Genomic DNA, 25,592 nt, shown 5'->3' with positions numbered 1-25,592 from the left:
CTAGGACGCATGGTCCCACCCGAAGCGGCCCTGACTGCCCAGCCCGCCCTGCTCTCGTCATCGCTCGACGACCTCGGGGTCCGACTCGGTCCCGACGGCGGAACCCTCCGGGTGTGGTCGGCGCACGCGGATGCCATGCACCTGGTGATCTTCGACGACGTCGACCTCGACTGGGCGGTGGAGACGGTCCCGATGGCGGCGGTCGGGGCCGGCGTGTTCGAGGCCACGAGCCCGCTGCTGCGCCCCGGTGCGCGCTACGCCGTGCGTGTGGGGGGACCGCAGGGGCCGGGCAACACGTTCAACCCCGAGACGCTCCTCCTCGACCCCTACGCCCGCGGGCTCGTGTCGGGGGGCATCGCGGACTGGCGCTCGGTCGTCGTCGACGGTGGCTTCGACTGGGGCGGGGTCAGCAAGCCGCGTGTGCCGATGGACCGCACCGTGATCTACGAGGGACACGTCAAAGGCCTGACCAAGCGGCATCCACTCGTCCCTCCCGCCCTGCACGGCACGTATGCCGGCCTCGCGCACCCGGCCATGATCGAGCACTATCTCTCGCTCGGCATCACGAGCGTCGAGCTGCTGCCCGTGCACGCGTACGCGACGGAGCCTCGGCTGCTGCAGCTCGGGCTGACGAACTACTGGGGCTACAACTCGCTCAACTTCTTCACGCCGCACGCGGCCTACGCGACGGCCGCGAGCCGCGCGGAAGGCCCCGAGGCGGTGCTGCGGGAGTTCAAGGGCATGGTCCGGCTGCTGCACGAGGCGGGACTCGAGGTCATCCTCGACGTCGTCTACAACCACACGGCCGAGGAGGGCATCGGCGGACCCCGCTCGAGCTTCCGCGGCATCGACAACCGCTCGTACTACCGCCAGACCGACGAGGGCGTCTACATCGACGAGACCGGGTGCGGCAACGCCGTGAACACGTCGACGGATGCCGCGGCCCGCCTCGTGCTCGACTCGCTGCGCTACTGGGCCGAGGACGTGCAGATCGACGGCTTCCGGTTCGACCTCGCCGTCACGCTCGGACGCGACGAGAACCACTCCTTCACGCCGGACCACCCGCTGCTGACCGCGATCCGCGACGACGCGGTGCTCGCGGGCACGAAGCTCATCGCCGAGCCGTGGGACGTCGGGATGGGCGGCTGGCAGACGGGCGCGTTCGGTGACGGATGGCTGGAGTGGAACGACCGCTACCGCGACCGGGTGCGCAACTTCTGGCTCAGCGACGTCGACTACGCCCGACGCGCGAGTACGGCGCCGGTCGGCATCGGCGGTTTCGCGACGCGCCTCGCCGGCTCGTCGAACACGTTCTCGGAGGAGCGCGGACCGCTCGCGAGCGTGAACTTCGTCACGGCCCACGACGGCTTCACGCTGCGCGACCTCGTCTCGTACGACGTCAAGCACAACCTCGGCAACGGCGAGCAGAACCGCGACGGCGCCGACACGAACCGGTCCTATAACCACGGCGCCGAGGGCAAGACCGACGATCCGCGCATCCTCGCGACGCGCCGCAAGGCGATGCGCAACCTGCTCGGCACGCTGCTGCTGTCGGCCGGGGTGCCGATGATCACGGCCGGCGACGAGTTGGGGCGCACGCAGCGGGGCAACAACAACGCCTACTGCCACGACTCGCCGCTGACCTGGGTCTCGTGGGACCTCGCGCCGTGGCAGGAAGACCTGTTCGCCCACACGCAGCGGCTGCTGCGGCTGCGCCGGGAGAACCCGGCGCTGCGTCCCGTCCGCTTCGCGCGACTCGGCGAGCACATCCCGTCCGCGTCGCTCATGGACTGGTTCGACGAGCACGGCGAGACGATGTCGAGCGAGCGCTGGACCGATCCCTCGCACCGCACGCTCCAGTACCTCGCGACCTCGACGCCCGAGAACGAGGCACCGAATCGCATCCTGCTCGTCGTGCACGGGAACGAGAGTCCGATCGACGTGACGCTGCCCGTCCTCGCCGACGAGGTGGAGTACGTCTCGCTCTGGTCGAGCGCCGACGAGGCGCCGTCCGACGACTCGCCACGGTTCGCACCCGGCGACGTCGTACCGTTCGTCGGCACGTCGATGCGGCTCTTCCGCGTGGACGCGCAGGACTGACGGCGGGGCTGCCGGCTGAGCTCGGGCACCCGTTCGACGTGCGCGAACCGGGCCCGGACGCCCGTTCCCGCTGAGCGAGCCGTCCGCGGTCGCCCGTTTCGCGCCCGCGGGCCGCCGTCGGGCGAGCGTCGCACACCGTCCGTGAACCCGGTCACTCTGTCAAGGCCCGGGGCAAGCCCTGCGGGAACGTCGGTGCCCCACGATAGGTTCGGAACGTGGCCACCACGACGACGACCCCGACGCCCGTTCCCGCTTGGCGCAGCGCCGCCTCGATCCCCGTGCGTCCGATCACACCGACGCCCTCGAAGGGGGTGGTGACGCCGCGGATTCCGCTGGCGCTGCCGCATCCGTCCGTCCCGGGCGGCAAGTTCCGCCCGTCCGCGTACGTCGGTGAGGCCGTCCCGTTCACCGTCACGGCGTTCCGCGAAGGGCACGACAAGATCGGCGTGCAGGTGCGACTGTTCTCGCCGTCCGGCGACGAGTCGCTCCACCGCCTGTCGCCGCTGAACGACGGGTTCGACCGCTGGTCGACGCTGATCGCTCCGCTCGAGCAGGGCGTGTGGCGGTTCCGTTTCGAGGCGTTCGCCGACGAGTTCGCGACGTGGGAGCACGCCGCCGACCTCAAGATCGCGGCGGGCGTCGACTCCGCGCTCATGCGCGAGATGGGGGCGCAGCTCTTCGACCGCGCGCGCGGCGAGAAGAAGCGCCCGGGTACCGACAAAGACCTGCTGTACGACGCGGCACGCACGCTGCGCGACCCCGACACGCACGACGACGTCGCCCTGCAGGTCGTCCGCGACCCCGCGATCGCGGCGATCTTCGACGCACGCCCGCTCATGGGCCTGACGTCGGTCGGGAAGGATGCCGAGCTCCTCGTCGAACGCGAACGCGCCGGTGTGGGCGCCTGGTACGAGTTCTTCCCCCGCTCCGAGGGCGCCACGCGTGCCGAGGACGGGTCCGTGATCAGCGGCACCTTCCGCACCGCCGCCGATCGCCTCCCCGCCGTCGCCGACATGGGCTTCGACGTGCTGTACCTGCCCCCGATCCACCCGATCGGCGAACAGAACCGCAAGGGCCCCAACAACACCCTCGTCACCTCCCCCGGCGACCCCGGCTCGCCGTGGGCCATCGGCGGCCCGGCCGGCGGACACGACACCGTCCACCCCGATCTCGGTACCCTCGAGGACTTCCGCGCCTTCGTCGACACGGCGCGTGAGAACGGCATCGAGGTCGCCCTCGATCTGGCGCTGCAGGCCTCGCCCGACCACCCGTGGGTTGCCGCACACCCGGAGTGGTTCACGACGCTGCCCGACGGCTCGATCGCCTACGCCGAGAACCCGCCGAAGAAGTATCAGGACATCTATCCGGTCAACTTCGACAACGACCCCGTCGGCATCCGGGCCGAGGTCCTCCGCATCGTGCGGCACTGGATCGCCCAGGGCGTGAAGATCTTCCGCGTCGACAACCCGCACACCAAGCCGCTGCAGTTCTGGGAGTGGCTGATCGCGACGGTGAGCGCGGAAGAGCCCGACGCGGTCTTCCTCGCCGAGGCCTTCACACGCCCTGCTCCCCTGCAGGGTCTCGCGATGGCCGGTTTCCAGCAGAGCTACACGTACTTCACGTGGCGCAACACCAAGCAGGAGCTCGAGGAGTTCTTCGACGGCCTCGCCCATGAGACGGCCGATTTCCTGCGTCCGAACCTGTTCGTGAACACGCCCGACATCCTCACCGAGTACCTGCAGTTCGGCGGGCGCCCGGCGTACAAGATCCGCGCGGCCCTCGCGGCCACCGCGGCCCCGACGTACGGGGTCTACGCGGGGTACGAGTTGTACGAGAACATCGCGCGGCCGGGCTCGGAAGAGAACATCGACAACGAGAAGTACGAGTACAAGTTCCGCGACTGGGCCGGCGCGGAGGCCGCGGGCGATTCCCTCGCCCCGTACCTGCGTCGCCTCAACGGCATCCGGCGCGATCACCCGGCGCTCCGGCAGCTGCGTAACTTCCACGTGCAGTGGAGCGACGACGACGCGATCCTCGTCTATGCCAAGCACCTCGACGCGGCCCTCTCGCCGACCGGCTCCTCAGACACGATCATCGTCGTGGCCAACGTCGACCCCCACTCGGCGCGCGAGACGACCGTGCACCTGGACACCACGATCTGGGGCATCGAGCCCGGCACGCCGTACGAGGTCGAAGACCTCATCACGGGCGCCGTCTGGACCTGGGCCGATCACAACTTCGTGCGCTTGGACGCATTCGCCGAACCCGTGCACATCCTGCACGTGAAGGAGTCCCGATGACCGCTCTTCCCCCCGAACTCCTGGATGCCGTCGCCCACGGCGCCCACCACGACCCGCACAGCGTCCTCGGGGTGCACGAGAGCGCCGACGGCTGGGTGATCCGCACGCGGCGGCCCCTCGCCAAGGAGGTCGTCGCGGAGCGCGAGGACGGCACCACCGTCGAGCTGACGCACACCCGCTCGGGGATCTGGGAGGGCGTCGTCGATGAGGCCCCCGGCGCCTACCGCGTGCGGGCGACCTACGACGGCGGGGCGGACCACGTCGCCGACGATCCCTACCGGCACCTCCCCTCCCTCGGCGAGCTCGACCTGCACCTCATCTCGGAGGGCCGGCACGAGGAGCTGTGGCGCGTCCTCGGCGCGCACGTGCGCGAGCTCGACGGCTCGACCGGCACGGCTTTCACGGTATGGGCGCCCGACGCCCGCGCGGTGCGCGTCATCGGCGACTTCAACGGCTGGGACGGCACGGGCAGCGCCCTCCGCTCGATGGGCGGCAGCGGTGTGTGGGAGCTCTTCGTCCCCGGCGTCGGAGTCGGCGCCCGCTACAAGTTCGAGATCCTCACCCGCGCCGGCGCGTGGATCCAGAAGGCCGACCCGATGGCACGCCTGGCGGAGACGCCGCCGGCGACGGCATCCGTCGTCACGACCTCCGACTATCGGTGGGACGACGACGCGTGGATCGAAGAGCGGTCCCGCACCGCCCCCATCGACCGCCCGATGTCGATCTACGAACTCCACCTCGGTTCGTGGCGCCCCGGGCTGTCATATCGCGCCGCAGCGGACGAGATCATCGCCTACGTGGGCGCGCAGGGCTTCACGCACGTCGAGTTCCTGCCGCTCGCCGAGCACCCGTTCGGCGGTTCGTGGGGCTACCAGGTGTCGGGCTACTACGCCCCCACGAGCCGGTTCGGCGACCCCGACGACTTGCGCTACCTCATCGACCGCCTGCACCAAGCGGGCATCGGCGTGATCATGGATTGGGTCCCGGGTCACTTCCCCAAGGACGACTTCGCCCTCGCGAAGTTCGACGGCGAGGCCCTGTACGAGCACCCCGACCCGCGCCGCGGAGAGCACAAGGACTGGGGCACGCTGATCTTCGACTACGGCCGCAACGAGGTGCGCAACTTCCTCGTCGCCAACGCGCTGTACTGGTTCGAGGAGTTTCACGTCGACGGACTGCGCGTGGATGCCGTGGCATCCATGCTCTATCTGGATTACTCCCGCAACGACGGCGAGTGGGCGCCGAACCAGTTCGGTGGCCGCGAGAACCTCGAGGCGATCCGGTTCCTGCAGGAGGTCAACGCCACGGCGTACAAGCGCTATCCCGGGATCGCGATGATCGCCGAGGAGTCGACGAGCTTCCCCGGCGTCACGGCGCCCACCGCGCACGCCGGGCTCGGCTTCGGGTTCAAGTGGAACATGGGCTGGATGAACGACTCGCTCCAGTACATCGCTCGCGACCCGATGTACCGCTCGCACCACGAGGGTGAGCTGTCGTTCTCGTTCGTGTACGCGTTCAGCGAGAACTTCATCCTGCCGATCAGCCACGACGAGGTCGTGCACGGCAAGGGCAGCCTGTTCGGCCGCATGCCGGGCGACCACTGGCAGAAGCTCGCGAACATGCGCGCCTTCCTCGCGTACATGTGGGGTCACCCGGGAAAGCAGCTGTTGTTCATGGGCCAGGAGTTCGGGCAGATGTCCGAGTGGTCTGAGTCTCGCGGACTCGACTGGTGGATGCTCGATCAGCCGTCGCACGCGCAACTGCACGCGTTCGTGGGCGAGCTGAACCGCGTCTACAAAGACCACGCCCCGCTGTGGTCCCGCGACCACGACGGCGCGGCGTTCTCGCGCCTCGGCGCGCCGGCATGGAACCCGAACGTCCTCGCGTTCGCGCGCCGCGACCACCACGGCAACACCATCGCCGTCGTGTGCAACTTCTCGGGCGTGCCCCTGGGCGATTTCCCGCTGGATCTCCCCGAGGCCGGTACGTGGACCGAGGTGCTGAACAGCGACGCCGAGGCGTTCGGCGGCTCGGGCCAGGGCAATCTCGGCGCGGTCACCACCGACGGCCGTGGCAGCACGGTCCTGACTCTGCCGCCGCTCGGCGTGCTCTGGCTGCACCACCGCGCGGGCTGAGCCTGACAACGAGAAATGGCCCCGTCCGAAGGCGGGGCCGTTTCTCGTGGAGTCAGAACAGCAGGGATGCCAGTCGCGACCGCGCTCGGATCACCCGGGGGTCCTCGTCGCCGATGAGGCCGAACAGCTCGAGCAGACGCTCGCGCACCGGTGCCCGCTCGTCCGACGGGAGCACCGCGAACAGGTCGAGGAGGCGCGCGAAGGCGTCCTCGACGTGGCCGCCGGCGATGTCGAGATCGGCGACCACGAACTGTGCCTCGGGGTCGGTGGGGGCTGCCGCCGCCGCAGCGCGGGCCGCCTGCAGATCGACGCCCTGCACGCGGTCGAGAAGACGCACCTGGCCGAGACCGGCCCGGGCGTCGGCGTCGCGCGGGTTCTCGGCGAGGGCCTTCTCGTACGCGGCGATCGCGCGCGGGTAGTCGCCCTCTTCGATGGCGGCGAAGGCCTCGGCGTGGAGCGGCGGCAGCGGCTGCTCCTCGGGCTCCTCGGCGCCGGCGTCGGCCCCCTCGACCGGAACGGTTCCGGTGACGCCGTGCTGCGCCGCGAGCTGCAGCAGCTGCGCGAAGACCTCGCGCACCTGCTGCTCGGGCACGGCACCGGTGAACAACGGCACCGGCTGCCCCGCGACGAGCGCGACGACCATGGGGATCGACTGGGCACGGAAGCCCTGGGCGAGCTGCGGGTTCGCATCGACATCGACCTTGGCGAGCACGAGCTTGCCGGCGAGCTCCACGACGACCTTCTCGAGGACGGGGCTCAGCTGCTTGCACGGACCGCACCACTCGGCCCACAGGTCGACCACGACGGGCACGCTGCGCGAGAGCTCGAGCACCTGGCCGAACGACGCGTCGGTGACATCGAACACGAGGGACGACGCGGGGGCGCCGCCCGCGGCACCCGCAGCGGCACTCTGCGCGGGGGCGGCAGGCGGCTGGGGACGGTTGCGCAGCGACGAGAGGTCGACGGCACCGCGCAGAACGGAACCGGGGGTCGGAGTGCTCACGGAGACACCTTCGCTTCGAGGAGACTGGAACGGTAGCCCAGGAGTCGGATCTTGTCGTTCGATCCCTGGCTGGGCACGTAGAAGAAGATCTGGTCGGTGTAGGTCGTGGTGAACCCGGTGGCGGACTGGTCGACACCGGTCAGCGCCTTCACGGCGGGGTTGTTGTCGAGCTTGATGACGGCATCCGGGTTGGTCGGCTTCGCCGTGTCGCTCTCGTAGACGTTGACCGCGACGATCGCGCCCGTGTCCAGGGTCGCCAGCGCGATCGGCGACGCGGGACCGGCGGCGGCCGAGAAGCTGATCTGCGCGGTGCCCGCACCGGTCTGGTTCAGTTCGTCGGTGCGCTTCTTCTTGTTGTCCTCGATCGCCGGCAGGAGCAGATCGTTCGCGGTGTCGAAGGACCCCCACGACGCGCTGTTCTGGCCGTTGTTGATGAGGTCCGCGTAGGCGGTCGCGACCTGGTTGGGCGCCATCACGAGGAACGAGGAGTCCGGCGGCACCTGGGTCGCGCCGACGTACGGTGCGGCGAGCTCGGGCAGATTCGTGGATGCCTCGAGGTTGCCGATGTAGGACACGCGGTACTCCGACCACGGGTCGTCCTGCGTCATCATCATGATCGAGGTCGTGGGGGCCGAGGCATCCGCCGATTCGACGACGGTCATCACCGTGCGCGGCCAGCCCTCGGTCGTCTGCGGGAGGGTGATCTGCACCGGCTCAGCGGGAATCGCCGGCAGCGCCGGGCGGTCGGGGATGGCCTTGCGGAGCGCGTAATTGGTCGTGCGCTCGGCCAGCGCCGGGCCGCTGAGGCGCGTCGCGGCGGCGTTCTCGTCCATGGCCGAATCCGCCTGTGCGACGGCCGCGGAGATCCGCGACACGATCCTCGCGGCCTGGCTCTCGGTGACGACCGGCGGGAACTGGCCCTCGGGGACGATGACGGTCGGTGACGCACTCGGGGTGTCGCTCGCGGCGATCTGCGGCCACGCGTCCGCCGAGCAACCGGCGAGGAGCGCCACGGAAACCCCCAACGCGGGCACGGCGATCAGCGAGCGCCGCCGGGAGCCCGCGGCGCCGAGGCTGCGTCGCGACGGCGTCGAGCTGATGACGCCCTTCGCCTCGGCATCCGTGTCGGCGATCGAGATCGGCTCGGTCACGGGGAGCGGGAGACCCTTGCGGCGCGGGCGACGGGAGCGACGGACGTGCAGGATGCCGAGCAGGTACAACACGATGCCCGCGAGCAGCGCGACGCCCCCTCCCGCGATCAGGGGTCCGGCCCAGGGCGTCGAGTTGTCGATCGGCCACGTGACGGTGATGTTCGTGGGAGCGGGGGCACTGCCGTCGCTGGCGACGAGGACGCTCATGTCGGACGGGAGCTGCAGCGTCGTGCTGACCGAACCAGTCTGCTGATACTCGTCCAGCCAGAGGTCGGAGCCCACGGGCGTCCGCGCGGTCGTGGCGTCGCTCGACGGCGTCGCGGTCGACGCGGGAACGAGCGCGGTCGTGACGGTGGCCGGGTCGCCGCCGGGGGTCACGGCCGTGTACGGAACGTCCGCGAGCCAGGCCTTCACGTCGGTGGTGCGCGCGTAGGAGACGAACACGGCACCCGTGCCCTCGACGCGGAGCGATTGCGCCCCCGGCAGGCTGGTGAGAACCGCCCCGTCGATCAGCGTGTACGCGGTGGACCCGTCGGTCTGGATCGCCTCCGTGGCCTCCGCGGGCCCCTGCAAGACGGTGCGCTGAGCAATGCCCGCGCCGATCATGGCGGCGGCGATGACGAACGCCACCACGGCCCAGACGAATCTCACGCTACACACCATCCTCACCGGCGACACCGGCGGCCACCGAAGAATCGACGTTTCAGACTAGCCGAGCCCGGCTGAAAGTTCGCGGGTAGGCCTGGCGGTCCCGTTCTGCGAGCCGCGCTCAGTATCCTGTGCGGATGGGCACGTCGCCCTCCGGAGGCAGGAGTCGCTGCGGATGAAGATCCACAATCCTTTCCGGGTCGCGCTGCTCGCGACCCTCGGCGTCGGAGTCGGGCTGCTCGTCATCGGCAGTGTGCAGAACCTCTCGACGATCCTGCTGTACGTCGGAACGGCGCTGTTCCTTTCGCTGGGCCTCGATCCGGTCGTGTCGTTCCTCGAGCGGCGCGGACTGCCGCGCTGGGCGGCCGTGCTGCTCACGATCCTCGGGGTCCTCGGCGTGTTCGCCGGAATCATCTTCATGGTGGTCCCGATCATCGTCAGCCAGATCACGCAGCTCATCGACCAGATCCAGAACCTGCTGCAACCCGGCAAGTGGAACGAGATCGTCGCGGGCGTTCAGCAATGGGCGACGGCGAACTTCCCCTGGCTGCGACTGGACGAGGTGTGGGCGGGCGTCCAGCACTGGTTCTCGACGCTGGACGTCGGATCGATCTCCACCATGATCGGCAACAGCCTGCTCACGATCGGCGGGGCCGTCGCGGCCGGCCTGGGCGGCGCGTTCATCGTGCTCATCCTGACGATCTACTTCACCGCATCGACGCCGTCGCTCAAGTCCGCCGTCTACCAGCTCGTGCCGGCCTCCAAGCGCGCCCGGTTCATCGAGCTGTCCGAGAAGATCACCGACTCGGTCGGCTACTACGTCATGGGGCAGGTCAGCCTCGGCGTGATCAACGGCATCCTGAGCGCGATCTTCCTCAGCATCATCAAGGCGCCCTTCCCCGCTGTGCTCGCGGTGATCGCGTTCTTCTTCTCGCTGATCCCGCTCGTGGGAACCCTCACCGGCTCCGCGATCATCGTGCTGACGTGCCTGATCCCGGGTCTCGGGTCCCCCACGATCGCCCTGATCGCAGCGATCTACTACCTCGTCTACATGCAGATCGAGGCGTATGTGATCTCGCCGCGCATCATGAACCGCGCGGTCTCGGTGCCGGGATCGGTCGTCGTGATCTCGGCCCTCGCGGGTGGAGCGCTCCTCAATCTCCTGGGCGCGCTCATCGCGATCCCCGTCGCCGCCAGCATCCTGATCATCTACCGCGAGGTCATCATCCCCCGGCAGAACGAGCGCTGAGGCTCAGCCGGCGACGGGCCCGTCCCACTCCACCGGGAGCGGCAGCGCATCGGGATTCACAGCCGCGACGATCTCGGTGAGCACGCGCCGCGTCTGGGTCTCCCCCACCCACAGGTGCTTACCGCCCTCCACGGCGATGAGATCCGCGTGCGGCACCGAGGCGAACCGCGCCCGCGCCTCGTCGGGGCGCAGGTAGTCGTCGAACTCGGGGACGAGCACGACCATGCGACGCCCGTCGCCCGCCCACGCCGCGACCTCCTCGGCGGTCGCGCGGTGCAGCGGCGGGGAGAGCAGGATGACACCTTCGATGTCGTGATCGCGCCCGTACTTCAGCGCGAGCTCCGTGCCGAACGACCAGCCGACCAGCCACGGACGTGGCAAGCCGCGCTCTCGCACGAAGTCGACGGCGGCGGCCACGTCGAAGACCTCGGACGCTCCCCCATCAAACGCGCCCTCGCTCGTCCCGCGCGGAGACGTGGTCCCCCGGGTGTTGAAGCGCAGCACCGCCAGGTCGGCCAGCGCGGGCAAGCGACCGGCGGCCTTGCGCAGGATGTGCGAGTCCATGAAGCCGCCCGCCGTCGGAAGCGGATGCAGAGTCACCAGCGTCGCGACGGGCTCCCGCTCCTCCGGGAGCGCCAGTTCGCCCACGAGCGTCAGCCCGTCGACGGTCGTCAACTCGATGTCCTCCCGGCGAGCGGGAAGCAGGACGGGTCCGCGTATCTCCATCAGGCGATCCTCCAACAGTGCGTGTGCCAGTGGCGGCGTGCGGCGAGGTCCGCCGAGTCGCCCAGGACGCCGTCGGCCCGCCACACGACGAGATGTGCGACCCCCACCTCGACGGTGCGGCCGCACCCCGGGCAGACGTAGGGCTTCTGCGCCTGCGCCGCCGACAGCGGTTGCACGGTCCATTCCGCGCCGCGCTTGACCTCCGTGCGTTTCCAGCCGGCGATCAGACGATCGAGGGAGGCGTCGGAGCGGTCACTCGACGGCCGACGCTTGCGGGAACGGGGCACCCGCCCGTCACCACCAGTTGTTGGCGGTCCAGAACGCGTACGCCCCGGCCCACCCGCCGTACCGGCTCGTGGCGTAGCCCGTACCCCAGCGCAGGTTGTCCACCGGGTCGTAGCCGTTGCCCGGCACCTTGCTGCACGGGAGGGCCTGCACCAGGCCGCACGCGCCCGACGAGCGGTTGGTCGCGTTTGGGTTCCAGCCGCTCTCGCGGCTGACGATGTAGTCGACGTAGCCCATGTCGGCCTCGGAGATGCCCGCGGCCGCCATCCATTCGCCGGGCGCCCCGCCGCCGGAGTACAGGACCGGACCGCCGCCACCGCTCGAGGCCTCCGAGCCCGTGGAGGTGCTCTTCTTCGCGGTGGGCGTGGGCGTCGGGGTGGGCTTTGGCTTGACGTAGACGTTGTAGCTCGAGCGGTCGAGCGTCGGCGCCTGCTTATCGCCACCCACGGAGACCTGCTGTGCGTCGCCGAGTCCTTCGGCGTAGAGGGTGACGGTCTTCGGCTCCTCGGCTTGCGCCCGCGAGATCGCGCTGCCCATCGGGCCGACGTACGCCCCCGTGAAGGCCAACGCCGCGCACGCCGCGAAGACGGTGACGACCCCGCGTCGACGCGACCAGTGCGGCCCGCGACGGCCCGACGGAGCCGTGTGCACGACATCGACCACGGTGTGGCCGCGACGGGCCACACGTCGGGAAGACGCACGCGTGAGGTCGGATCCGGAAGTCACAGTGGGGTCGATTCTACCGATGGGATCGTGATCAGGGGAGGCAGGGTTCAGCCGATCGCGAGCATGACCTCGACGACGGCGTCCAGGACGGCGTCCACCTGCGCCTCGCGGTAGCCGTTACGCTCCACCCGGAACGCCACGGAACGTACCTGTTCGGCCGTGACGGGGTCGCCCGCGGAGAGGTACCGGGAGATGCGGTCGGCGACGATGTCGACCTCGTCGACGGCGTAGCCGAAGTTGAGGATGCCGACTCTCTCGAACCGAGCCCGACGCGGCCGTGACAGCCGGTCGAGCACGACTTGGGCGGTGTCGCGCGTCTCGGCCACCCACGCGCGAGCACCGAGCCGGGAGAGCGCGTATTCGCGCTCCCGCGCCGCGAAAGCGTCCTCGACGCGCCCGAGCGCGGCATCCACCGGTCCGACGGCGTAGCCGCCGCGCACCAGCGGGAAGGATGCCTCGCGCACCTCCGTCGACCGGAGGGCGCCGGGCTCGTCGGCCTCGAACGCGTCTCGGGCCTTCTCGAGGAACGCGTCGACCGCGCGCTTCTCGTACCCCTTTTTGCGCCGGGGCGCGTCGGGGAACGGCGTGGAGCGTGCCGGGCGTGAGGTCTCGGTCTCGGTCATGACACTCCCAGGGGCGAGAGGACGTAGTACAGCGCCAGAGCCGCGGTCGCGGACGGCAGGATGGAGTCGAGCCGGTCGAGCACACCGCCGTGCCCCGGGAGCCACGAACTCATGTCCTTGATGCCGAGGTCGCGCTTGAGCATCGACTCGCCGAGGTCACCCACCGTCGCCGTGGCCAGCACGACAGCACCGAAGATCAGACCGGCCCACCACGGCACTCCGAGCATGAACACCGCCAGCAGCACGCCCGCGGCGAGGGCCGCGACGAACGCACCCGCGAAGCCCTCCCACGTCTTCTTCGGGCTGATGCGGGGGGCCATCGGATGCCGTCCGCCTCGGCCGAACGTGAGTCCCGACACGTACGCGCCGGTGTCGGCCACGACGGCGAGCACGAGGAACGCGAGCACCCACCACTCGCCCCCGTCCTCAGCGAGGAGGATCAGAGCCATGCTCGTCAGGAAGGGGACGTAGAGCTGGACGAAGACCGCGACCAGCACGTCCGCGAACACCTCGTTGTGGGCTCGTCCATCGCCCGCGTGGAGCTGCGCGACCAGACGCCAGACGACAACGAGCGCAACCGCGACGAGGGTCGCCACCCAGTGCATCCAGAGGCCCGTGAGGTAGCCGCTCGCGAGCAGCAGCACGCCGGCGGCCAGCTGGGGAACGAGGTCCACCCGACGACCCGACACCTGCAACGCGCGCGAGAACTCGAGCACCCCGAGCACCATCGCGCCGAGCGCGAAGAACGCGAACAGCCACTTGACGAAGATCAGAGACGCCACGACCACGACGCCGATCGCGACGCCGATGAGGATCGCGAGGATCAGATCGCGCCCCGTGCGCTGCTTGATGCGCTCGTTGGCCTGATCGAACTCCGCCCGGGCCTGGGCGATGTGGTGCTCGGCATCCGTCCGCATCGCGCGCAGCTGGGACTCGATCGCCGCCGCCGTCTCACCGGTGGCCGGTGCACGACGCGCGGCATCGCCCCTCCGGCGGGAGGGCGGTGCGGCGGACGACGGCTCGTCCGCGTCGGGGGCGTCGGTCATCGGTCAGACCTCGAGCAGCTCGGCCTCTTTGCGCTTGAGGGCCTCGTCGATCGCGTCGACGTGCGAACGGGTCACGCCGTCGAGCTCTTTCTCGGCGCGGACGAGCTCGTCCTCGCCGACCTCGTTCTTCAGCGCATCCAGGTCGTCCTTGGCCTTGCGGCGGAGGTTGCGGACCTGCACTTTGGCGTCCTCGCCCTTGCTGCGCACGAGCTTGACGTACTCCTTGCGGCGGTCCTCGGTCAGCTCCGGCATCGTGACGCGCACGATCGTGCCGTCGTTGGTCGGGTTGACGCCGAGGTTCGGCATGTCGCGGATCGCCTGCTCGATGGCCTTGAGTGCCGACTTGTCGTAGGGGTTCACGACCAGCGTCCGGGCCTCGGGGTTGTTCAGCGACGCGAGCTGCGCCAGCGGGGTCGGCGAGCCGTAGTAGTCGACCAGGACCTTCTGGAACATCTGGGGGTTGGCGCGCCCGGTGCGGACAGTGGCGAAGTCCTCCTTCGCGGCCTCCACGGCGCGGTCCATGCGGGCTCCGGCATCGGCCAGGACATCGGCGATCACGGTGACTCCATTCGTTGGGGCTGACGTCTCAGTCTAATCGCGCGCGGGCCCGGGACCCGGGCCCGCGCGCCGGGTCACGACGTGACGAGCGTCCCGATGGTCTCGCCGAGGAGAGCACGGGTGACGTTGCCCGCGGGCTCCATGCCGAACACGCGCATGTCCATGCCGTTGTCCATGCACAGGCTGAACGCGGTCGAGTCGACGACCTTGAGACCCTTCTGCAGGGCGTCGCCGTACGTCAGGTGGTCGAGTTTGGTGGCCGTGGCATCCACTCGGGGGTCGGCGGTGTAGACGCCGTCGACGCCGTTCTTGGCGACGAGCACCTCGGACGCGCCGATCTCGAGCGCGCGCTGAGCGGCGACGGTGTCGGTGGAGAAGTACGGCAGGCCCGCGCCGGCACCGAAGATGACGACGCGGCCCTTCTCCATGTGCCGCTGCGCGCGACGGGGGATGTAGGGCTCGGCGACCTGGGTCATCGAGATGGCGGACTGCACGCGCGTCGCCGCCCCCGCCTGCTCGAGGAAGTCCTGGAGCGCAAGGGAGTTCATGACGGTGCCGAGCATGCCCATGTAGTCGGCACGGCCGCGGTCCATGCCGCGCTGGCTGAGCTCCGCTCCGCGGAAGAAGTTGCCGCCGCCGACGACGATCGCGATCTCCACGCGATCCACCGCCTCGGCGATCTCTCGGGCGATCTGGCTGACGACGTCGGGATTGACCCCGAGCTGTCCTCCACCGAAGGCCTCACCGGACAGTTTGAGCAGAACGCGGCGGCGCCGGGTCGCTTCATCGATCACGTGTCATGTCCTCTCGTCTGGTTCAAACTATCTCCCCCGCCGACGCGACCGATACGCCGCGCGCGCAGGGAAAAGGCCCGGGATGCCATGGCATCCCGGGCCTTGTCATCGGTGCTTACGCGCCGACCTTGAAGCGGGCGAAGTCGGTCAGGGTGAGACCGGCGTCGGAGGCGACCTTCGCGACGGACAGCTTGTTGTCCTTCGCGTAGTCCTGGTCGAGGAGGGCGACCTGCTTGAAGAACGCGTTCACGCGGCCCTCGACGATCTTCGGGAGCGCGGCCTCGGGCTTGCCCTCGTTGCGGGAGATCTCGGTGACGATCTCGCGCTCCTTCTCGACGTCGGCCTCGGGCACGTCGTCGCGGGTGAGGAACGAGGGGTTGGCGAAGGAGATGTGCTGCGCGATGGAGCGAGCCGTCTCCGCGTCGTCGCCGGTGTAGGCGAGGACGACGCCGACCTGGGGCGGGAGGTCCTTGCTGGTCTTGTGGAGGTAGACCTCGAACTTCTCGCCGCGGATGGTGCGGACGCGACGGAGCTCGACCTTCTCGCCGATGATGGCGGCCTCGTCCGAGATGAGCTGCTCGACGGTCTGGCCGTCGGCGTCGGCGGCGAGGGCGGCCTCGACGGAGTCGGCACCGGCGGCGGCAGCCGCGGCGACGACCTTGTCGGCCAGCGCGATGAAGCGGTCGTTCTTGGCGACGAAGTCGGTCTCGCAGGCGAGCTCGAGCAGCGTCACGGCGCCCTCGGTCTCGCGGGCGGTGACCAGGCCCTCGCTCGTGGAGCGGTCGGCGCGCTTGGCGTTACCCTTCGCGCCCTTGAGGCGGAGGATCTCGACGGCCTTCTCGACGTCGCCGTCGGCCTCTTCGAGCGCCTTCTTGGTGTCGACCATGCCGGTGCCGAGCTGCTCGCGCAGGGCCTTGATGTCGGCGATCGTGAAGTTTGCCATGGTGTGGCGTCTCCTAAGTCGTTGGTGGTTCTGATGTGAGCTCGGCGGGGCCGCGCGCACCCCTGGGGGCGCGTACGACCCCGCCGGATCGTAGCCTGTGCGGGTGACGCCGCGGTGTCGCGGCGGCGCGCTTACTTGCTGTCGGCGGCCTCGGCGGCGGCGACCTCAGCGGTCTCCTCGCCGGACTCGGCGGCGACGGCCTCGTCGTGGGCCTCGGCGCCGGCGGCGTCGTCAGCGGACTCGGTCGCAGCCTCGGTGGTCTCGGCGTTCGTCTCGAGCAGCTCGCGCTCCCACTCGGCGAGGGGCTCGGCGGCCTCGTCCTCGCCCGCGGGCTGGTGGCGCTGGATCAGGCCCTCGGCCGCGGCGTCGGCGATGATGCGCGTGAGCAGGCTCACCGAGCGGATCGCGTCGTCGTTGCCGGGGATCGGGTACTGGAACTCGTCCGGGTCGGCGTTCGTGTCGAGGATGCCGATGACGGGGATGCCGAGCTTCTTGGCCTCGTCGATGGCGAGGTGCTCGCGCTTGGCGTCGACGACCCAGATCGCCGAGGGGGTCTTCTGCAGGTTGCGGATACCACCGAGCGACTTGTGCAGCTTGTCGAGCTCGCGCTTCTTGAGCAGGAGCTCCTTCTTGGTGAAGCCGCTCTCGGCCGGGTTCTCGTAGTCGAGCTCCTCGAGCTCCTTCATGCGCGCGAGGCGCTTGGAGACGGTCGAGAAGTTGGTGAGGAGGCCACCGAGCCAGCGCTGGTTCACGTAGGGCTGGCCGACGCGGGTCGCCTGCTCGGCGAGGACTTCCTGCGCCTGCTTCTTGGTGCCGACGAAGAGGATGGTGCCGCCGTGCGCGACGGTCTCCTTGACGAACTCGTACGCCTTGTCGATGTACGACAGCGACTGCTGGAGGTCGATGATGTGGATGCCGGAGCGCTCGGTCAGGATGAAGCGCTTGACCTTCGGGTTCCACCGGCGGGTCTGGTGTCCGAAGTGAACGCCGCTGTCGAGCAGCTGGCGGATGGTGACGACGGCCATGGTCGTACTCCTGTTCTGGGGCGCTCTCGCGCCATGGTTGCGGTTGTTTCGCGCCGATCGAGGGACCGGCGAGCCTGGTGCCCGGCGCACACCCGCCGTCCGCCGGAGCGGAGGACCGTGGGGTGTGGATGCCGCGCGATGCGCTGACCCGGAGGCCAGTGCGCTGCGCTGTGGGCACGCGGAGTCATCCCGATACACGAGATGCGTCCTCCAGCATACAGGACGGCTCCTCCCCAGGAGGTCTCCCGCCGTGTTCGTTCACGGATCGTCGGAGTCGGGCCGCGAGGGCCTCCCGCCCCCGGGCAGCCTGGTGCCATGACGAAGCGATTCCTTGCGTTAGGGCTGTGGGTGGTGCTGGCCGTCCTCGGCGCCGCGCCCGCGACGGCCGGTGAGGACGACCCCTTGGCGGTGCGCGGATGGGTGTGGCCGGTGGATGCCGTGCAGATCGTGCGCCCGTTCGAGGCACCGGCGAATCGGTACGCGGCCGGGCACCGCGGTGTGGACCTCCGTGGCGTCGAGCGCGTGCGCTCCCCCGCGGCTGGGACGATCGCGTTCGCGGGATCCGTCGCTGGACGGCCTGTCGTGACGATCGATCACGGCGACGGTCTGGTCACGACGTTCGAGCCGGTCACGACGGCGATGGGGGTCGGAGACGCGGTCGCGCGAGGCGATCCGGTCGGCGAGGTGGGTGAGGGTGGGCACAGTGTGGCGGGGGCGGTGCACTTCGGTGTGCGGTGGAACGGCGAGTACGTCAACCCGCTGCGGCTTCTGGGTGGGGTGCCGCGCGCGATCCTGCTGCCGTGTTGCTGAGGCGACGGGGGCGTACGGGGTGTGACGTTGCGTAGGTGGTGGGGTTCGGAGGCGGTGTCGTGTGCCCGGGGCCGCGCGTTGCCGATTCAGCCGATGGTGTTGCCCCGGCCTTCGACCGTGCTCTCACCGATGCCGCCACCCGCCTTCACCGTGCTGTCCTGTCCGCGGATGACCAGAGATCCGATCGCTCCCCCGGCGGTGACGGCGGCGCGGTCGCCGCTGAGATCGAGGCGCCCGAGCGCGCCGCCGACCGTGAGCGCGGTGTCGTTGCCCTGGATTATGGCGGAATCGACGGCTGCGGCGGAGACACGGATTCGATCTCCCGACATCGTGAGAGTGTCGATGGTCGCCGCGCCGGCATCCACCGTCAGCGCCGTTCCCGACACGGTGAGCTGGGAACACGTGCCGCTGATACGGACGGATCGTTCCGCACCGCTGACGGTGCCGGTACCGCCCGTACCGCAGTCGACCACGGATCCGTCGCTCGGGGCGATGGTCGGAGCGGTCGTCGGGGCGACGCTCACGGTCGGCGCCGTTGGCGACGGGGAGACCACGACGGAGGGGGCCGCGCTCGGCGCGGTGGCATCACCCGATGCGGCGGAAGCCGGGGGTGGAAGTCGGGTGACGACCGGCTGAGGGACGAGGCCGCACCCCGCGAGGAGCAGGGCGCCGAGGATCGCACCGCTGACCGCGGTCATTCGTCGGGTTCGGGTGACCACGTTCCCACGGTACGGCGGCCGGGAGAGGGATGCCAGCGACGCACGGCCGCGTTCACGACGGGGCTGTAGCGGGCCTGGCGTCACGCGCGAGGGTGGGCCAGCCGGTAGGCCTCGCGGAGTCGCTCGGCGGAGACGTGAGTGTAGATCTGGGTCGTTCCGAGGCTCGCGTGACCCAGAATCTCCTGGACCGAGCGCAGGTCCGCGCCGCCGTCGAGCAGGTGGGTCGCCGCGGAGTGCCGGAGGGCGTGCGGGCCGAGGGACTCCGCTCCCACGACCGGTGCGACGACGCGGGAGACGAGGGCGTGAACGGTCCGGGGCCCCAGCCGATCGCCGCGCGCCCCGAGGAAGACCGCGGCCCCGGCATCCTCGCTCCGGGCCGCCAGCGCCGGCCGACCGCGAACGAGGTACGCGTCGAGAGCACGAGCCGCCGGTGAGCCGTACGGCACGACGCGTTCCTTGTCGCCCTTGCCGTGCACGCGCAGGGTTCGGCGGTCGTGGTCGACATCGTCGACGTCGAGGCCGCAGACCTCCGACACCCGAGCGCCGGTGCCGTACAGCAACTCGAGGAGTGCGTGATCGCGGAGAGCGACGGGATCGCCGCCCTTCGCCTCGGCCTCGGCGGTGGCCAAGACGCTGTCGAGCGCAGCCGCCGTGGCGACCACGGGAAGGGTGCGACCGCGCTTCGGCGCGACCAGCCGTCCGCTCGGGTCGGAGTCGATCACCCCCTCTTCCCGCGCCCACGCCAGGAAGCCCTTCACCGCAGAGGTCCGCCGCGCAGCCGTGGCTTTGCTGAGTCCGGCGGTCGTGGCATCCCACTGCCACTCCCGGAGGTTCTCGATGTCGAGGTCGCGCACGTCCGGGTCGCCGGAGGCTCGGGCGAGGTCGGCGAGATCGGACCGGTAGGCGCGAACCGTCGCCGGCGAGAGGCGGCGCACGTCGGCGAGGTGGCCCAGGTAGCCTTCGACCGCTTCGGACATGCGCACGGATCAAGGATGCGTCCTCGGGCTGGTACCCGGCGGTACGACGCGCTCGACCGCGGCCCCCGCGCGTCAGCGTCGCTCCCTCCTCGTCACGGACCGCCACAGCCCGTCCTCTCCGCGCGCGGCGCGACCCTCGAGTTCCGCGAGGCCCAGCAGTGCCTGGGCGTCGGCGTACGCGAAACCCGCGCGGCGAGCGACGTCCGCGACCTCGCGACCCACCCGCAGCGACAGGGCGTCGAGCAGCCGGCTGGTCTCGTCCGTGCGCCCGCCTTCAGCCGGTCGTGGCGAGCCACCCACGCCGAGCATCTCCCGCACGTCTTCGGCTGACGTGACGCAGACACCGTCGAACTCCCGCAGCACACGATGGCAGCCGGCCGAGGCCGCACTCGTCACCGGCCCCGGCACGGCGCCGAGCGCCCGGCCGAGTTGACCGGCGTGCGCGGCGGTGTTCAGTGAGCCGCTGCGATGCCCCGCCTCCACGACGACGACCGCGTCCGCGAGGGCGGCGATGAGCCGGTTGCGTGACAGGAAGCGCCACTTCGTCGGTGCCGCTCCGCAGGGCGTCTCGCTGACCACCGCGCCCGTTTGCGCGATCCGGGTGAGGAGTGCTTCGTGCCCGCGGGGGTAGGCCCGGTCGACGCCGCCGGCGAGGAAGGCGACGGTGCGACCGTTCATCGAGAGCGCCGCCCGGTGCGCCGCCCCGTCGATGCCGTAGGCCGCCCCCGACACCACGACCACACCCGACCCCGCCAGGTCGGCCGTGAGATCGGCGGCCACGGCCTCACCGTAGGGGGTCGCCGCGCGAGCGCCCACGATCGCGACGGTCGGTAGTCCTCCCAGACCCTCGATGTCTCCGCGGACCCAGAGGGCGTGCGGGGCGTGCACGCCCAGGTCGTCGAGCCGCGACGGCCACCGCGGATCGGACGGCACCAGCAGGGTCGCGTCGGCCCGACGGGCGGCATCCAGAGCCCGGTGTACGGACCCGGGATCCGCGCGGGGTTTCCACCGCGCCCGGGCGCCGGCCCATTCGTCATCGGTGTCCGACAGAGCGATACGGAGCGCTTCCGTCGCCCCGAGCCGCGCGATCAGCTCACCCGCGGCGCCGTCACCGGGTTCGGCGAGCACCGACCACCAGACGCGCGCGTACGTCTCGCTCGCGTCGACCTCCGAGGCCCGGTCGACTCCGGCCAGCGCCGCGGCCGCGGCATCCACAGACAGATCCGCGTACGTCATGCCACGCTCCCCTGCCGAAGGAACAGCGCCCGGCCGACGTCGTCCCCGGACAACCGGTCGTGTCCCGCGAGGTCTGCCACGGTCCAGGCGACGCGGAGGAGGCGGTCGTAGCCCCGGAGCGTCAGCGCGCCCCGCCGCAGCGCGGTGTCAAGCGGCCGCAGAACCTCCGCGTCGGGTGCGGCCGCGCCGCGCAGCCATGTCCCCGGCACATCGGCGTTGCGTCGCCACGGCGTCTCGGCCCACCGACGCGCCGCGCGTTCGCGCGCGGATCCCACGATGTCGCGCGCGTCTCGCGTGGTCACGACGGGCGCCGCACTCGACCGGCGCGCGTCCGACACGCGTTGCAGCCGCAGATCGAGGTCGATGCGGTCGAGGAGCGGACCCGACAACCGCCGCGTGTACCGACGGATGGCTTGCGGCGCGCACTCGCACACCCCGCCCGGCACTCCGTATTGCCCGCACGGGCAAGGGTTGGTCGCGACGACGAGTTGAAACCGTGCCGGGAACGTCGCCGACACCCCCGAGCGGTGCAGCTGGATCACGCCGCTCTCCAGCGGCTGGCGAAGCGCATCGAGCACGGATGCCGGAAACTCCCCGCCCTCGTCGAGGAACAGGACTCCCTCGCTCGCGCGGGCGATCGCCCCGGGCCGCACCACACCCGATCCCCCGCCGATCAGCGCCGCCGCGCTCGCCCCGTGGTGCGGGCTCTCGAACGGCGGCGTCCGACTCAAGCGCGTTACGATCTCACCCGAGAGTGACCGCACCGACGCGACCGACAGCGCCGCGTCGTCGTCGAGATCGGGCAGGATGCCGGGCAACCGGCGCGCCAGCATCGTCTTCCCGGCGCCGGGCGGTCCGCTCATCAGCAGGTGGTGACCGCCCGCGGCCGCCACGATCAGAGCGTCCACGGCATCCGGTTGCCCGAGGATGTCGGCGAGGTCGAGCGGCTCTTCGCGCGCCGCCGGAGGCTCCTCGGCCACCACCGGCGGGAGATCGGGTGCTTCGCTCGAGCCGCCGTGCCAGCGCACGACCTCCGCCAGACACGTGGCCGCGCGCACCTCGATGCCCTCGACGAGCGCGGCCTCCGCCGCGTTGGCGGCGGGCACGACCACGCGCGAGCGTCCGGCCCGGTGTGCCGCCAGCACCGACGGCAGGACGCCGGGCACAGGCCGCAATCGTCCGTCGAGGCCGAGTTCGCCGATGTGCACCGTGTCGGCGACGCGGGCGGCATCCATCGTCCCGGTCGTCGCGAGAGCCGCCACCGCGATCGCGACGTCGAACGCCGAACCGCGTTTCGGCAGACTCGCTGGCGAGAGATTCACGGTCAGGCGACGCTTCGGGAGTTCGAGCCCGCGGTTGCTGCAGGCGTTCCGCACCCGTCGCCCCGCCTCGCCCAGCGCCTTGTCGGGCAGTCCGATGATCGCGAACTCCGGCGTCTGCGGCGACAGATCGGCCTCCACCTCCACCAGGTCGCCCCGGACCCCGGTGAGCGCCACCGCCCACGTGCGCGCGACGGTCACAGCGCGTCCTCGAGGTGCTCGAGCCGCGCGGTGCGCGGGTCGGGGCCGATCAGCGCGATCGCATCGATGCGCAGGGTCCGCCGCCGCGCCTCCATCGGATGCACCGCGATCCACGCCATCGCGAGGCGCCACAGACGCTGGGCCTTGCGCTTGTCGATCGCCTCGAACGGGTGCCCGAATGCCTCGCTCGCCCGGCTCTTCACCTCGACCACGACGAGCATCTCCGCGGTCTCGGCGACGATGTCGATCTCGCCCTGCGGACACCGCCAATTGCGGTCGAGGATGCGGAAACCGTTCGCGGTCAGGTGGCGGGCGGCCCGTTCTTCACCGGCTCGCCCGAAGTCGTCTTTCGCTGCCATGCCCGAGAGCGTGGCATCCAGGGGTCACGCCCCGACGGGCGAAAACCGCCATCCGTGGATGGCTGGGAAGATGGACTGCCTGGGGAGGAACCGTCAGCTGTCGAGCGAGAGCTCTTCGGGCAGCTGGAAGTCGCGGCGCGAGAGCTCTTCGACGTTGACGTCCTTGAACGTCAGCACGCGCACCGACTTCACGAACCGGTCGGCGCGGTAGATGTCCCACACCCACACGTCGGTCATCGAGATCTCGAAGTAGAAGTCGTGTTCGGTGTCTCGGCGTACGACGTTGACGTCGTTGGCGAGGTAGAACCGGCGTTCGGTTTCGATCACGTACTGGAACTGGGAGACCACGTCGCGGTACTCGCGGTACAGGGCCAGTTCGAGTTCGCGGTCGTAATCCTCGAAGACGTCGTCATCCATGGTCTCTCCATCCTAGGCGCGTGACGCCGTCCCGGCAGACCCGGCCGCCGCCGGCGACCTCCCGCGGTTCAGAACAGTGTCGGAGCCGGGGCGATCGCCCACGAGCGGCGGTGGTGCACGCTCATGCCGTGCACGCCGATCGCCTCGCGGTGGTCGAGGCTCGCGTACCCCTTGTTCCGCGCCCACCCGTAGGCGGGCAGTTCGTCGTGCAGCCCGGTCATCACGGTGTCGCGCGCGACCTTGGCGATGACGGATGCCGCGGCGGCACTCGCGCAGTCCCGGTCGGCCTTGATGATCGGCTTCACGCGGAGACCGCTCTCCCCCGCCGGGGTGATGTAGTCGTGATTGCCGTCGAGGATGACCAGCGCATCCTCGGGCACGACGCCGTGCGCGCGCAGGTCGGCGATCGCGCGGACCGCCGCGAGCCCCAGTGCGCGGATGATGCCGACCTCGTCGATCTCCTCGGAGCTCGCCCAGCCCACGGCGCTGTACTGCACGAAGGCCGCCGCGCGCGCGGCGACCTCGCGCCGACGGGCCTCGGGCACGAGCTTGGAGTCCCGGAGCCCGAGCGGCACGCGCTTGCGCGAACGCGACGGATCGATGACCGCCGCCCCCACCGCGACGGGACCCGCGAGAGCGCCGCGGCCGACCTCGTCGCACGCGATGATGAGCGCATGCTCCTTGAGCAGGCGCCGCTCGAGAGTCAGGGTCGGCTCGATCACGGCGCCGACTCCGGCGCCGGCACCCCCGCGAACACGTCGTGGTGGAAATCGATGGCCCCGAACCGGTTGAACGGCCAGGTGATGAGGAATGCACGGCCCACGACGTTGTCGATCGGGACGAAGCCCTTGCCCGGCTGGTCCTGGTTGAAGCGTGAGTCCTTCGAGCTGTTGCGGTTGTCGCCCTCGACCCACAGCGATCCCTGCGGCACGGTGATGTCGAACGGGACGGGTGTCGGGGCGGTCGCGCCGGGTGCGAGCTTGACGTAGGGCTCGACCAGCGGCGAGCCGTTCACCTCGGTCTGACCGAGGGCGTTGCAGCACACGACGTGGTCGCCCGGCGTGCCGATCACCCGCTTGATCAGGTGATCATCGCTGTCGGGAGCGGACAGGCCGACGAGCGACAGCACCCAGTCGATCGCCGCGACCACGGGCGGCTGTTCGGGCTTCGGATTCGCCGGCAGCCACCCGCCCGGGTCGCGGAACACCACGACATCCCCGCGGCCGTACTCACCGAAGTGCGGGGTCAGCTCGTCGACCAGGATGCGGTCCTGCAGCTGCAGCGTGTCGGTCATCGACGCCGACGGGATGTAGAACGACCGCACCACGAAGGTCTTGACCAGGAACGACACCAGCAGGGCGATCAACAGGATCACCACGACGTCCCGGAGGAACGTCAAGGCGCCGCGCCGCCGACGCGTCGTGGGGGCCGAAGCCGGAGGGGATGCGGTCTCGTCGCTCATGTTGATCCTTCGCCGGGCTCACCGCACACCGGAAGACCGCGGGGACAAGCCTCGCACATTCCGTCGCGCCCACCGAACGTCACACGGCATCGGACGCCTATGAATCCCGGGCGAATCGGCATCCGGATGCCATCGCCCAACGCCTCCTCACCGAGACCGCATCTGGCTGACGACTCGGCGACATCCCGCGGCCGTCTCGTCGGCCGCCTGCAGTCTCGCGGACCCGAGCCCACCACGCGTCCCGCAAACGACGAACGCCCCGCGACAGATCGCGGGGCGTTCGAGGAGAGCGGGACTCAGCGGTCGCGCTTCTCCTTGATCTTGGCCTTCTTGCCACGCAGGTTGCGCAGGTAGTAGAGCTTCGCGCGGCGCACGTCACCGCGGGTGACGACCTCGATGTGGTCGATCACGGGGCTGTGCACGGGGAAGGTGCGCTCGACACCGACCTGGAAGCTGACCTTGCGGACCGTGAAGGTCTCGCGCACACCGTCACCGGAGCGGCCGATGACGACACCCTGGAAGACCTGGATGCGCGAGCGGTTGCCCTCGGTGATGTTGACGTGCACCTTGACGGTGTCGCCGGGCGAGAAGACGGGGATGTCGGAGCGGAGCGAGGCCGCGTCGACGGCGTCGAGGATCTGCATGATCTTCACTTCCTGCGACCGCCACAGGTCGATCGCACGATGATTGGGGAAAAGAAAAGGATTGTGCCCGAGCCGCGAAGCGGCGGACTCCCCTGAGGCAGAGCCGGTCAGGGCACAAACGCCTATTCTGCCACGG

25 protein-coding genes are annotated in these 25,592 nt (G+C 70.3%); 5 read left to right on the top strand and 20 right to left on the bottom strand.

The window, feature by feature from the left end:
• Window positions 1–9 precede the first annotated feature (9 nt).
• The 3 genes from glgX to glgB all read left to right on the top strand — a co-directional run bounded on the left by glgX (window position 10) and on the right by glgB (window position 6,535).
• Window positions 10–2,100, top strand: a complete 2,091-nt coding sequence (gene glgX, locus AVW09_RS08100; RefSeq protein ID WP_063257573.1) for a glycogen debranching protein GlgX — start codon at window positions 10–12, stop codon at window positions 2,098–2,100.
• 311 nt (window positions 2,101–2,411) lie between these two features.
• Window positions 2,412–4,400, top strand: coding sequence for a maltotransferase domain-containing protein (locus AVW09_RS08095; RefSeq protein WP_442922742.1), 1,989 nt, complete (start codon window positions 2,412–2,414; stop codon window positions 4,398–4,400).
• Window positions 4,397–6,535 carry a 1,4-alpha-glucan branching protein GlgB gene (gene glgB / locus AVW09_RS08090; protein WP_063257572.1) on the top strand — a complete coding sequence of 713 codons (2,139 nt, stop codon included), beginning with the start codon at window positions 4,397–4,399 and terminating at the stop codon, window positions 6,533–6,535. Before AVW09_RS08095 ends, glgB begins: the two co-directional genes overlap by 4 nt.
• A gap of 52 nt (window positions 6,536–6,587) precedes the next feature.
• Here glgB and AVW09_RS08085 read toward each other — a convergent pair whose 3' ends face one another.
• Together AVW09_RS08085 and AVW09_RS08080 are read right to left on the bottom strand one after the other, a co-directional pair.
• Window positions 6,588–7,538 carry a tetratricopeptide repeat protein gene (locus AVW09_RS08085; RefSeq protein WP_063257571.1) on the bottom strand — a complete coding sequence of 317 codons (951 nt, stop codon included), beginning with the start codon at window positions 7,536–7,538 and terminating at the stop codon, window positions 6,588–6,590.
• Complete coding sequence (locus tag AVW09_RS08080) at window positions 7,535–9,340, bottom strand: glycosyl transferase (RefSeq protein ID WP_231901791.1); 1,806 nt, start codon at window positions 9,338–9,340, stop codon at window positions 7,535–7,537. The genes AVW09_RS08085 and AVW09_RS08080 overlap by 4 nt, the downstream gene beginning before the upstream one ends.
• A gap of 172 nt (window positions 9,341–9,512) precedes the next feature.
• Here AVW09_RS08080 and AVW09_RS08075 point away from each other — a divergent pair, with 172 nt between their 5' ends.
• The gene (locus tag AVW09_RS08075; RefSeq protein ID WP_063257569.1) at window positions 9,513–10,586 is read left to right on the top strand and encodes an AI-2E family transporter; all 1,074 of its coding nucleotides are present in this window, start codon (window positions 9,513–9,515) and stop codon (window positions 10,584–10,586) included.
• A 3-nt stretch (window positions 10,587–10,589) separates the two neighbouring features.
• Here the strand turns inward: AVW09_RS08075 and AVW09_RS08070 are convergent, their stop codons facing one another.
• The 9 genes from AVW09_RS08070 to rpsB form a co-directional block, all read right to left on the bottom strand.
• A complete protein-coding gene (locus tag AVW09_RS08070; protein WP_063257568.1) occupies window positions 10,590–11,312 on the bottom strand; it encodes an alpha/beta hydrolase in 723 nt (240 codons plus the stop codon).
• Window positions 11,312–11,599: a hypothetical protein gene (locus tag AVW09_RS08065; protein ID WP_063257567.1), complete on the bottom strand. Its 288-nt coding sequence runs from the start codon at window positions 11,597–11,599 to the stop codon at window positions 11,312–11,314. Before AVW09_RS08065 ends, AVW09_RS08070 begins: the two co-directional genes overlap by 1 nt.
• Window positions 11,600–11,606: 7 nt before the next feature.
• Window positions 11,607–12,323, bottom strand: coding sequence for a transglycosylase SLT domain-containing protein (locus tag AVW09_RS08060; RefSeq protein WP_231901790.1), 717 nt, complete (start codon window positions 12,321–12,323; stop codon window positions 11,607–11,609).
• A gap of 47 nt (window positions 12,324–12,370) precedes the next feature.
• Window positions 12,371–12,946, bottom strand: coding sequence for a DivIVA domain-containing protein (locus AVW09_RS08055; protein WP_063257566.1), 576 nt, complete (start codon window positions 12,944–12,946; stop codon window positions 12,371–12,373).
• On the bottom strand, window positions 12,943–13,992 hold the full coding sequence (locus AVW09_RS08050; RefSeq protein ID WP_063257565.1) for a phosphatidate cytidylyltransferase: 1,050 nt from the start codon (window positions 13,990–13,992) through the stop codon (window positions 12,943–12,945). Before AVW09_RS08050 ends, AVW09_RS08055 begins: the two co-directional genes overlap by 4 nt.
• A gap of 3 nt (window positions 13,993–13,995) precedes the next feature.
• Window positions 13,996–14,550 (bottom strand): ribosome recycling factor, encoded by a 555-nt coding sequence (frr, locus tag AVW09_RS08045; RefSeq protein WP_063257564.1) that lies wholly within the window; start codon window positions 14,548–14,550, stop codon window positions 13,996–13,998.
• 74 nt (window positions 14,551–14,624) lie between these two features.
• Window positions 14,625–15,344 carry a UMP kinase gene (gene pyrH / locus AVW09_RS08040; protein ID WP_063257563.1) on the bottom strand — a complete coding sequence of 240 codons (720 nt, stop codon included), beginning with the start codon at window positions 15,342–15,344 and terminating at the stop codon, window positions 14,625–14,627.
• A 115-nt stretch (window positions 15,345–15,459) separates the two neighbouring features.
• The gene (tsf, locus tag AVW09_RS08035; RefSeq protein WP_063257562.1) at window positions 15,460–16,287 is read right to left on the bottom strand and encodes a translation elongation factor Ts; all 828 of its coding nucleotides are present in this window, start codon (window positions 16,285–16,287) and stop codon (window positions 15,460–15,462) included.
• A gap of 131 nt (window positions 16,288–16,418) precedes the next feature.
• Window positions 16,419–17,312 (bottom strand): 30S ribosomal protein S2, encoded by an 894-nt coding sequence (rpsB, locus tag AVW09_RS08030; protein ID WP_063257561.1) that lies wholly within the window; start codon window positions 17,310–17,312, stop codon window positions 16,419–16,421.
• 315 nt (window positions 17,313–17,627) lie between these two features.
• Between rpsB and AVW09_RS08025 the strand changes: the two genes are divergently transcribed.
• On the top strand, window positions 17,628–18,122 hold the full coding sequence (locus tag AVW09_RS08025; RefSeq protein WP_063257560.1) for a murein hydrolase activator EnvC family protein: 495 nt from the start codon (window positions 17,628–17,630) through the stop codon (window positions 18,120–18,122).
• A gap of 86 nt (window positions 18,123–18,208) precedes the next feature.
• Here the strand turns inward: AVW09_RS08025 and AVW09_RS08020 are convergent, their stop codons facing one another.
• The 9 genes from AVW09_RS08020 to rplS form a co-directional block, all read right to left on the bottom strand.
• Complete coding sequence (locus AVW09_RS08020) at window positions 18,209–18,841, bottom strand: DUF3060 domain-containing protein (RefSeq protein ID WP_156496016.1); 633 nt, start codon at window positions 18,839–18,841, stop codon at window positions 18,209–18,211.
• Window positions 18,842–18,921: 80 nt separating this feature from the next.
• On the bottom strand, window positions 18,922–19,824 hold the full coding sequence (locus tag AVW09_RS08015; RefSeq protein ID WP_063257558.1) for a tyrosine recombinase XerC: 903 nt from the start codon (window positions 19,822–19,824) through the stop codon (window positions 18,922–18,924).
• Window positions 19,825–19,890: 66 nt separating this feature from the next.
• Window positions 19,891–21,054, bottom strand: a complete 1,164-nt coding sequence (dprA, locus tag AVW09_RS08010; RefSeq protein ID WP_063257557.1) for a DNA-processing protein DprA — start codon at window positions 21,052–21,054, stop codon at window positions 19,891–19,893.
• Window positions 21,051–22,574 (bottom strand): YifB family Mg chelatase-like AAA ATPase, encoded by a 1,524-nt coding sequence (locus AVW09_RS08005; RefSeq protein WP_063257556.1) that lies wholly within the window; start codon window positions 22,572–22,574, stop codon window positions 21,051–21,053. The genes dprA and AVW09_RS08005 overlap by 4 nt, the downstream gene beginning before the upstream one ends.
• Window positions 22,571–22,933, bottom strand: a complete 363-nt coding sequence (locus AVW09_RS08000; protein WP_063257555.1) for a YraN family protein — start codon at window positions 22,931–22,933, stop codon at window positions 22,571–22,573. Before AVW09_RS08000 ends, AVW09_RS08005 begins: the two co-directional genes overlap by 4 nt.
• 93 nt (window positions 22,934–23,026) lie before the next feature.
• Window positions 23,027–23,350 carry a DUF2469 family protein gene (locus AVW09_RS07995; RefSeq protein ID WP_022878868.1) on the bottom strand — a complete coding sequence of 108 codons (324 nt, stop codon included), beginning with the start codon at window positions 23,348–23,350 and terminating at the stop codon, window positions 23,027–23,029.
• A gap of 68 nt (window positions 23,351–23,418) precedes the next feature.
• Entirely contained in the window at window positions 23,419–24,072 is a 654-nt protein-coding gene (locus tag AVW09_RS07990) for a ribonuclease HII (protein ID WP_063257554.1), read from the bottom strand.
• Complete coding sequence (lepB, locus tag AVW09_RS07985; protein ID WP_063257553.1) at window positions 24,069–24,812, bottom strand: signal peptidase I; 744 nt, start codon at window positions 24,810–24,812, stop codon at window positions 24,069–24,071. The genes AVW09_RS07990 and lepB overlap by 4 nt, the downstream gene beginning before the upstream one ends.
• A 296-nt stretch (window positions 24,813–25,108) precedes the next feature.
• Window positions 25,109–25,456, bottom strand: coding sequence for a 50S ribosomal protein L19 (gene rplS, locus AVW09_RS07980; protein ID WP_022878871.1), 348 nt, complete (start codon window positions 25,454–25,456; stop codon window positions 25,109–25,111).
• Window positions 25,457–25,592 lie beyond the last annotated feature (136 nt).

The organism is Microbacterium sp. T32 (genome assembly GCF_001619615.1).
GTDB lineage: Bacteria > Actinomycetota > Actinomycetes > Actinomycetales > Microbacteriaceae > Microbacterium.
This window is presented reverse-complemented; position numbering and strand designations above follow the sequence as displayed.

Bases quoted from the DNA above. Each gene is read 5' to 3' on its own strand.
- AVW09_RS08050 (WP_063257565.1), bottom strand. From the start codon at position 13,992: ATGACCGACGCCCCCGACGCGGACGAGCCGTCGTCCGCCGCACCGCCC.
- glgB (WP_063257572.1), top strand. From the start codon at position 4,397: ATGACCGCTCTTCCCCCCGAACTCCTGGATGCCGTCGCCCACGGCGCC.
- AVW09_RS08055 (WP_063257566.1), bottom strand. From the start codon at position 12,946: ATGACCGAGACCGAGACCTCACGCCCGGCACGCTCCACGCCGTTCCCC.
- AVW09_RS08000 (WP_063257555.1), bottom strand. From the start codon at position 22,933: ATGGCAGCGAAAGACGACTTCGGGCGAGCCGGTGAAGAACGGGCCGCC.
- AVW09_RS08075 (WP_063257569.1), top strand. From the start codon at position 9,513: ATGAAGATCCACAATCCTTTCCGGGTCGCGCTGCTCGCGACCCTCGGC.
- AVW09_RS07995 (WP_022878868.1), bottom strand. From the start codon at position 23,350: ATGGATGACGACGTCTTCGAGGATTACGACCGCGAACTCGAACTGGCC.
- rplS (WP_022878871.1), bottom strand. From the start codon at position 25,456: ATGCAGATCCTCGACGCCGTCGACGCGGCCTCGCTCCGCTCCGACATC.
- AVW09_RS08070 (WP_063257568.1), bottom strand. From the start codon at position 11,312: ATGGAGATACGCGGACCCGTCCTGCTTCCCGCTCGCCGGGAGGACATC.
- tsf (WP_063257562.1), bottom strand. From the start codon at position 16,287: ATGGCAAACTTCACGATCGCCGACATCAAGGCCCTGCGCGAGCAGCTC.
- glgX (WP_063257573.1), top strand. From the start codon at position 10: ATGGTCCCACCCGAAGCGGCCCTGACTGCCCAGCCCGCCCTGCTCTCG.
- lepB (WP_063257553.1), bottom strand. From the start codon at position 24,812: ATGAGCGACGAGACCGCATCCCCTCCGGCTTCGGCCCCCACGACGCGT.
- AVW09_RS08025 (WP_063257560.1), top strand. From the start codon at position 17,628: ATGACGAAGCGATTCCTTGCGTTAGGGCTGTGGGTGGTGCTGGCCGTC.
- rpsB (WP_063257561.1), bottom strand. From the start codon at position 17,312: ATGGCCGTCGTCACCATCCGCCAGCTGCTCGACAGCGGCGTTCACTTC.
- dprA (WP_063257557.1), bottom strand. From the start codon at position 21,054: ATGACGTACGCGGATCTGTCTGTGGATGCCGCGGCCGCGGCGCTGGCC.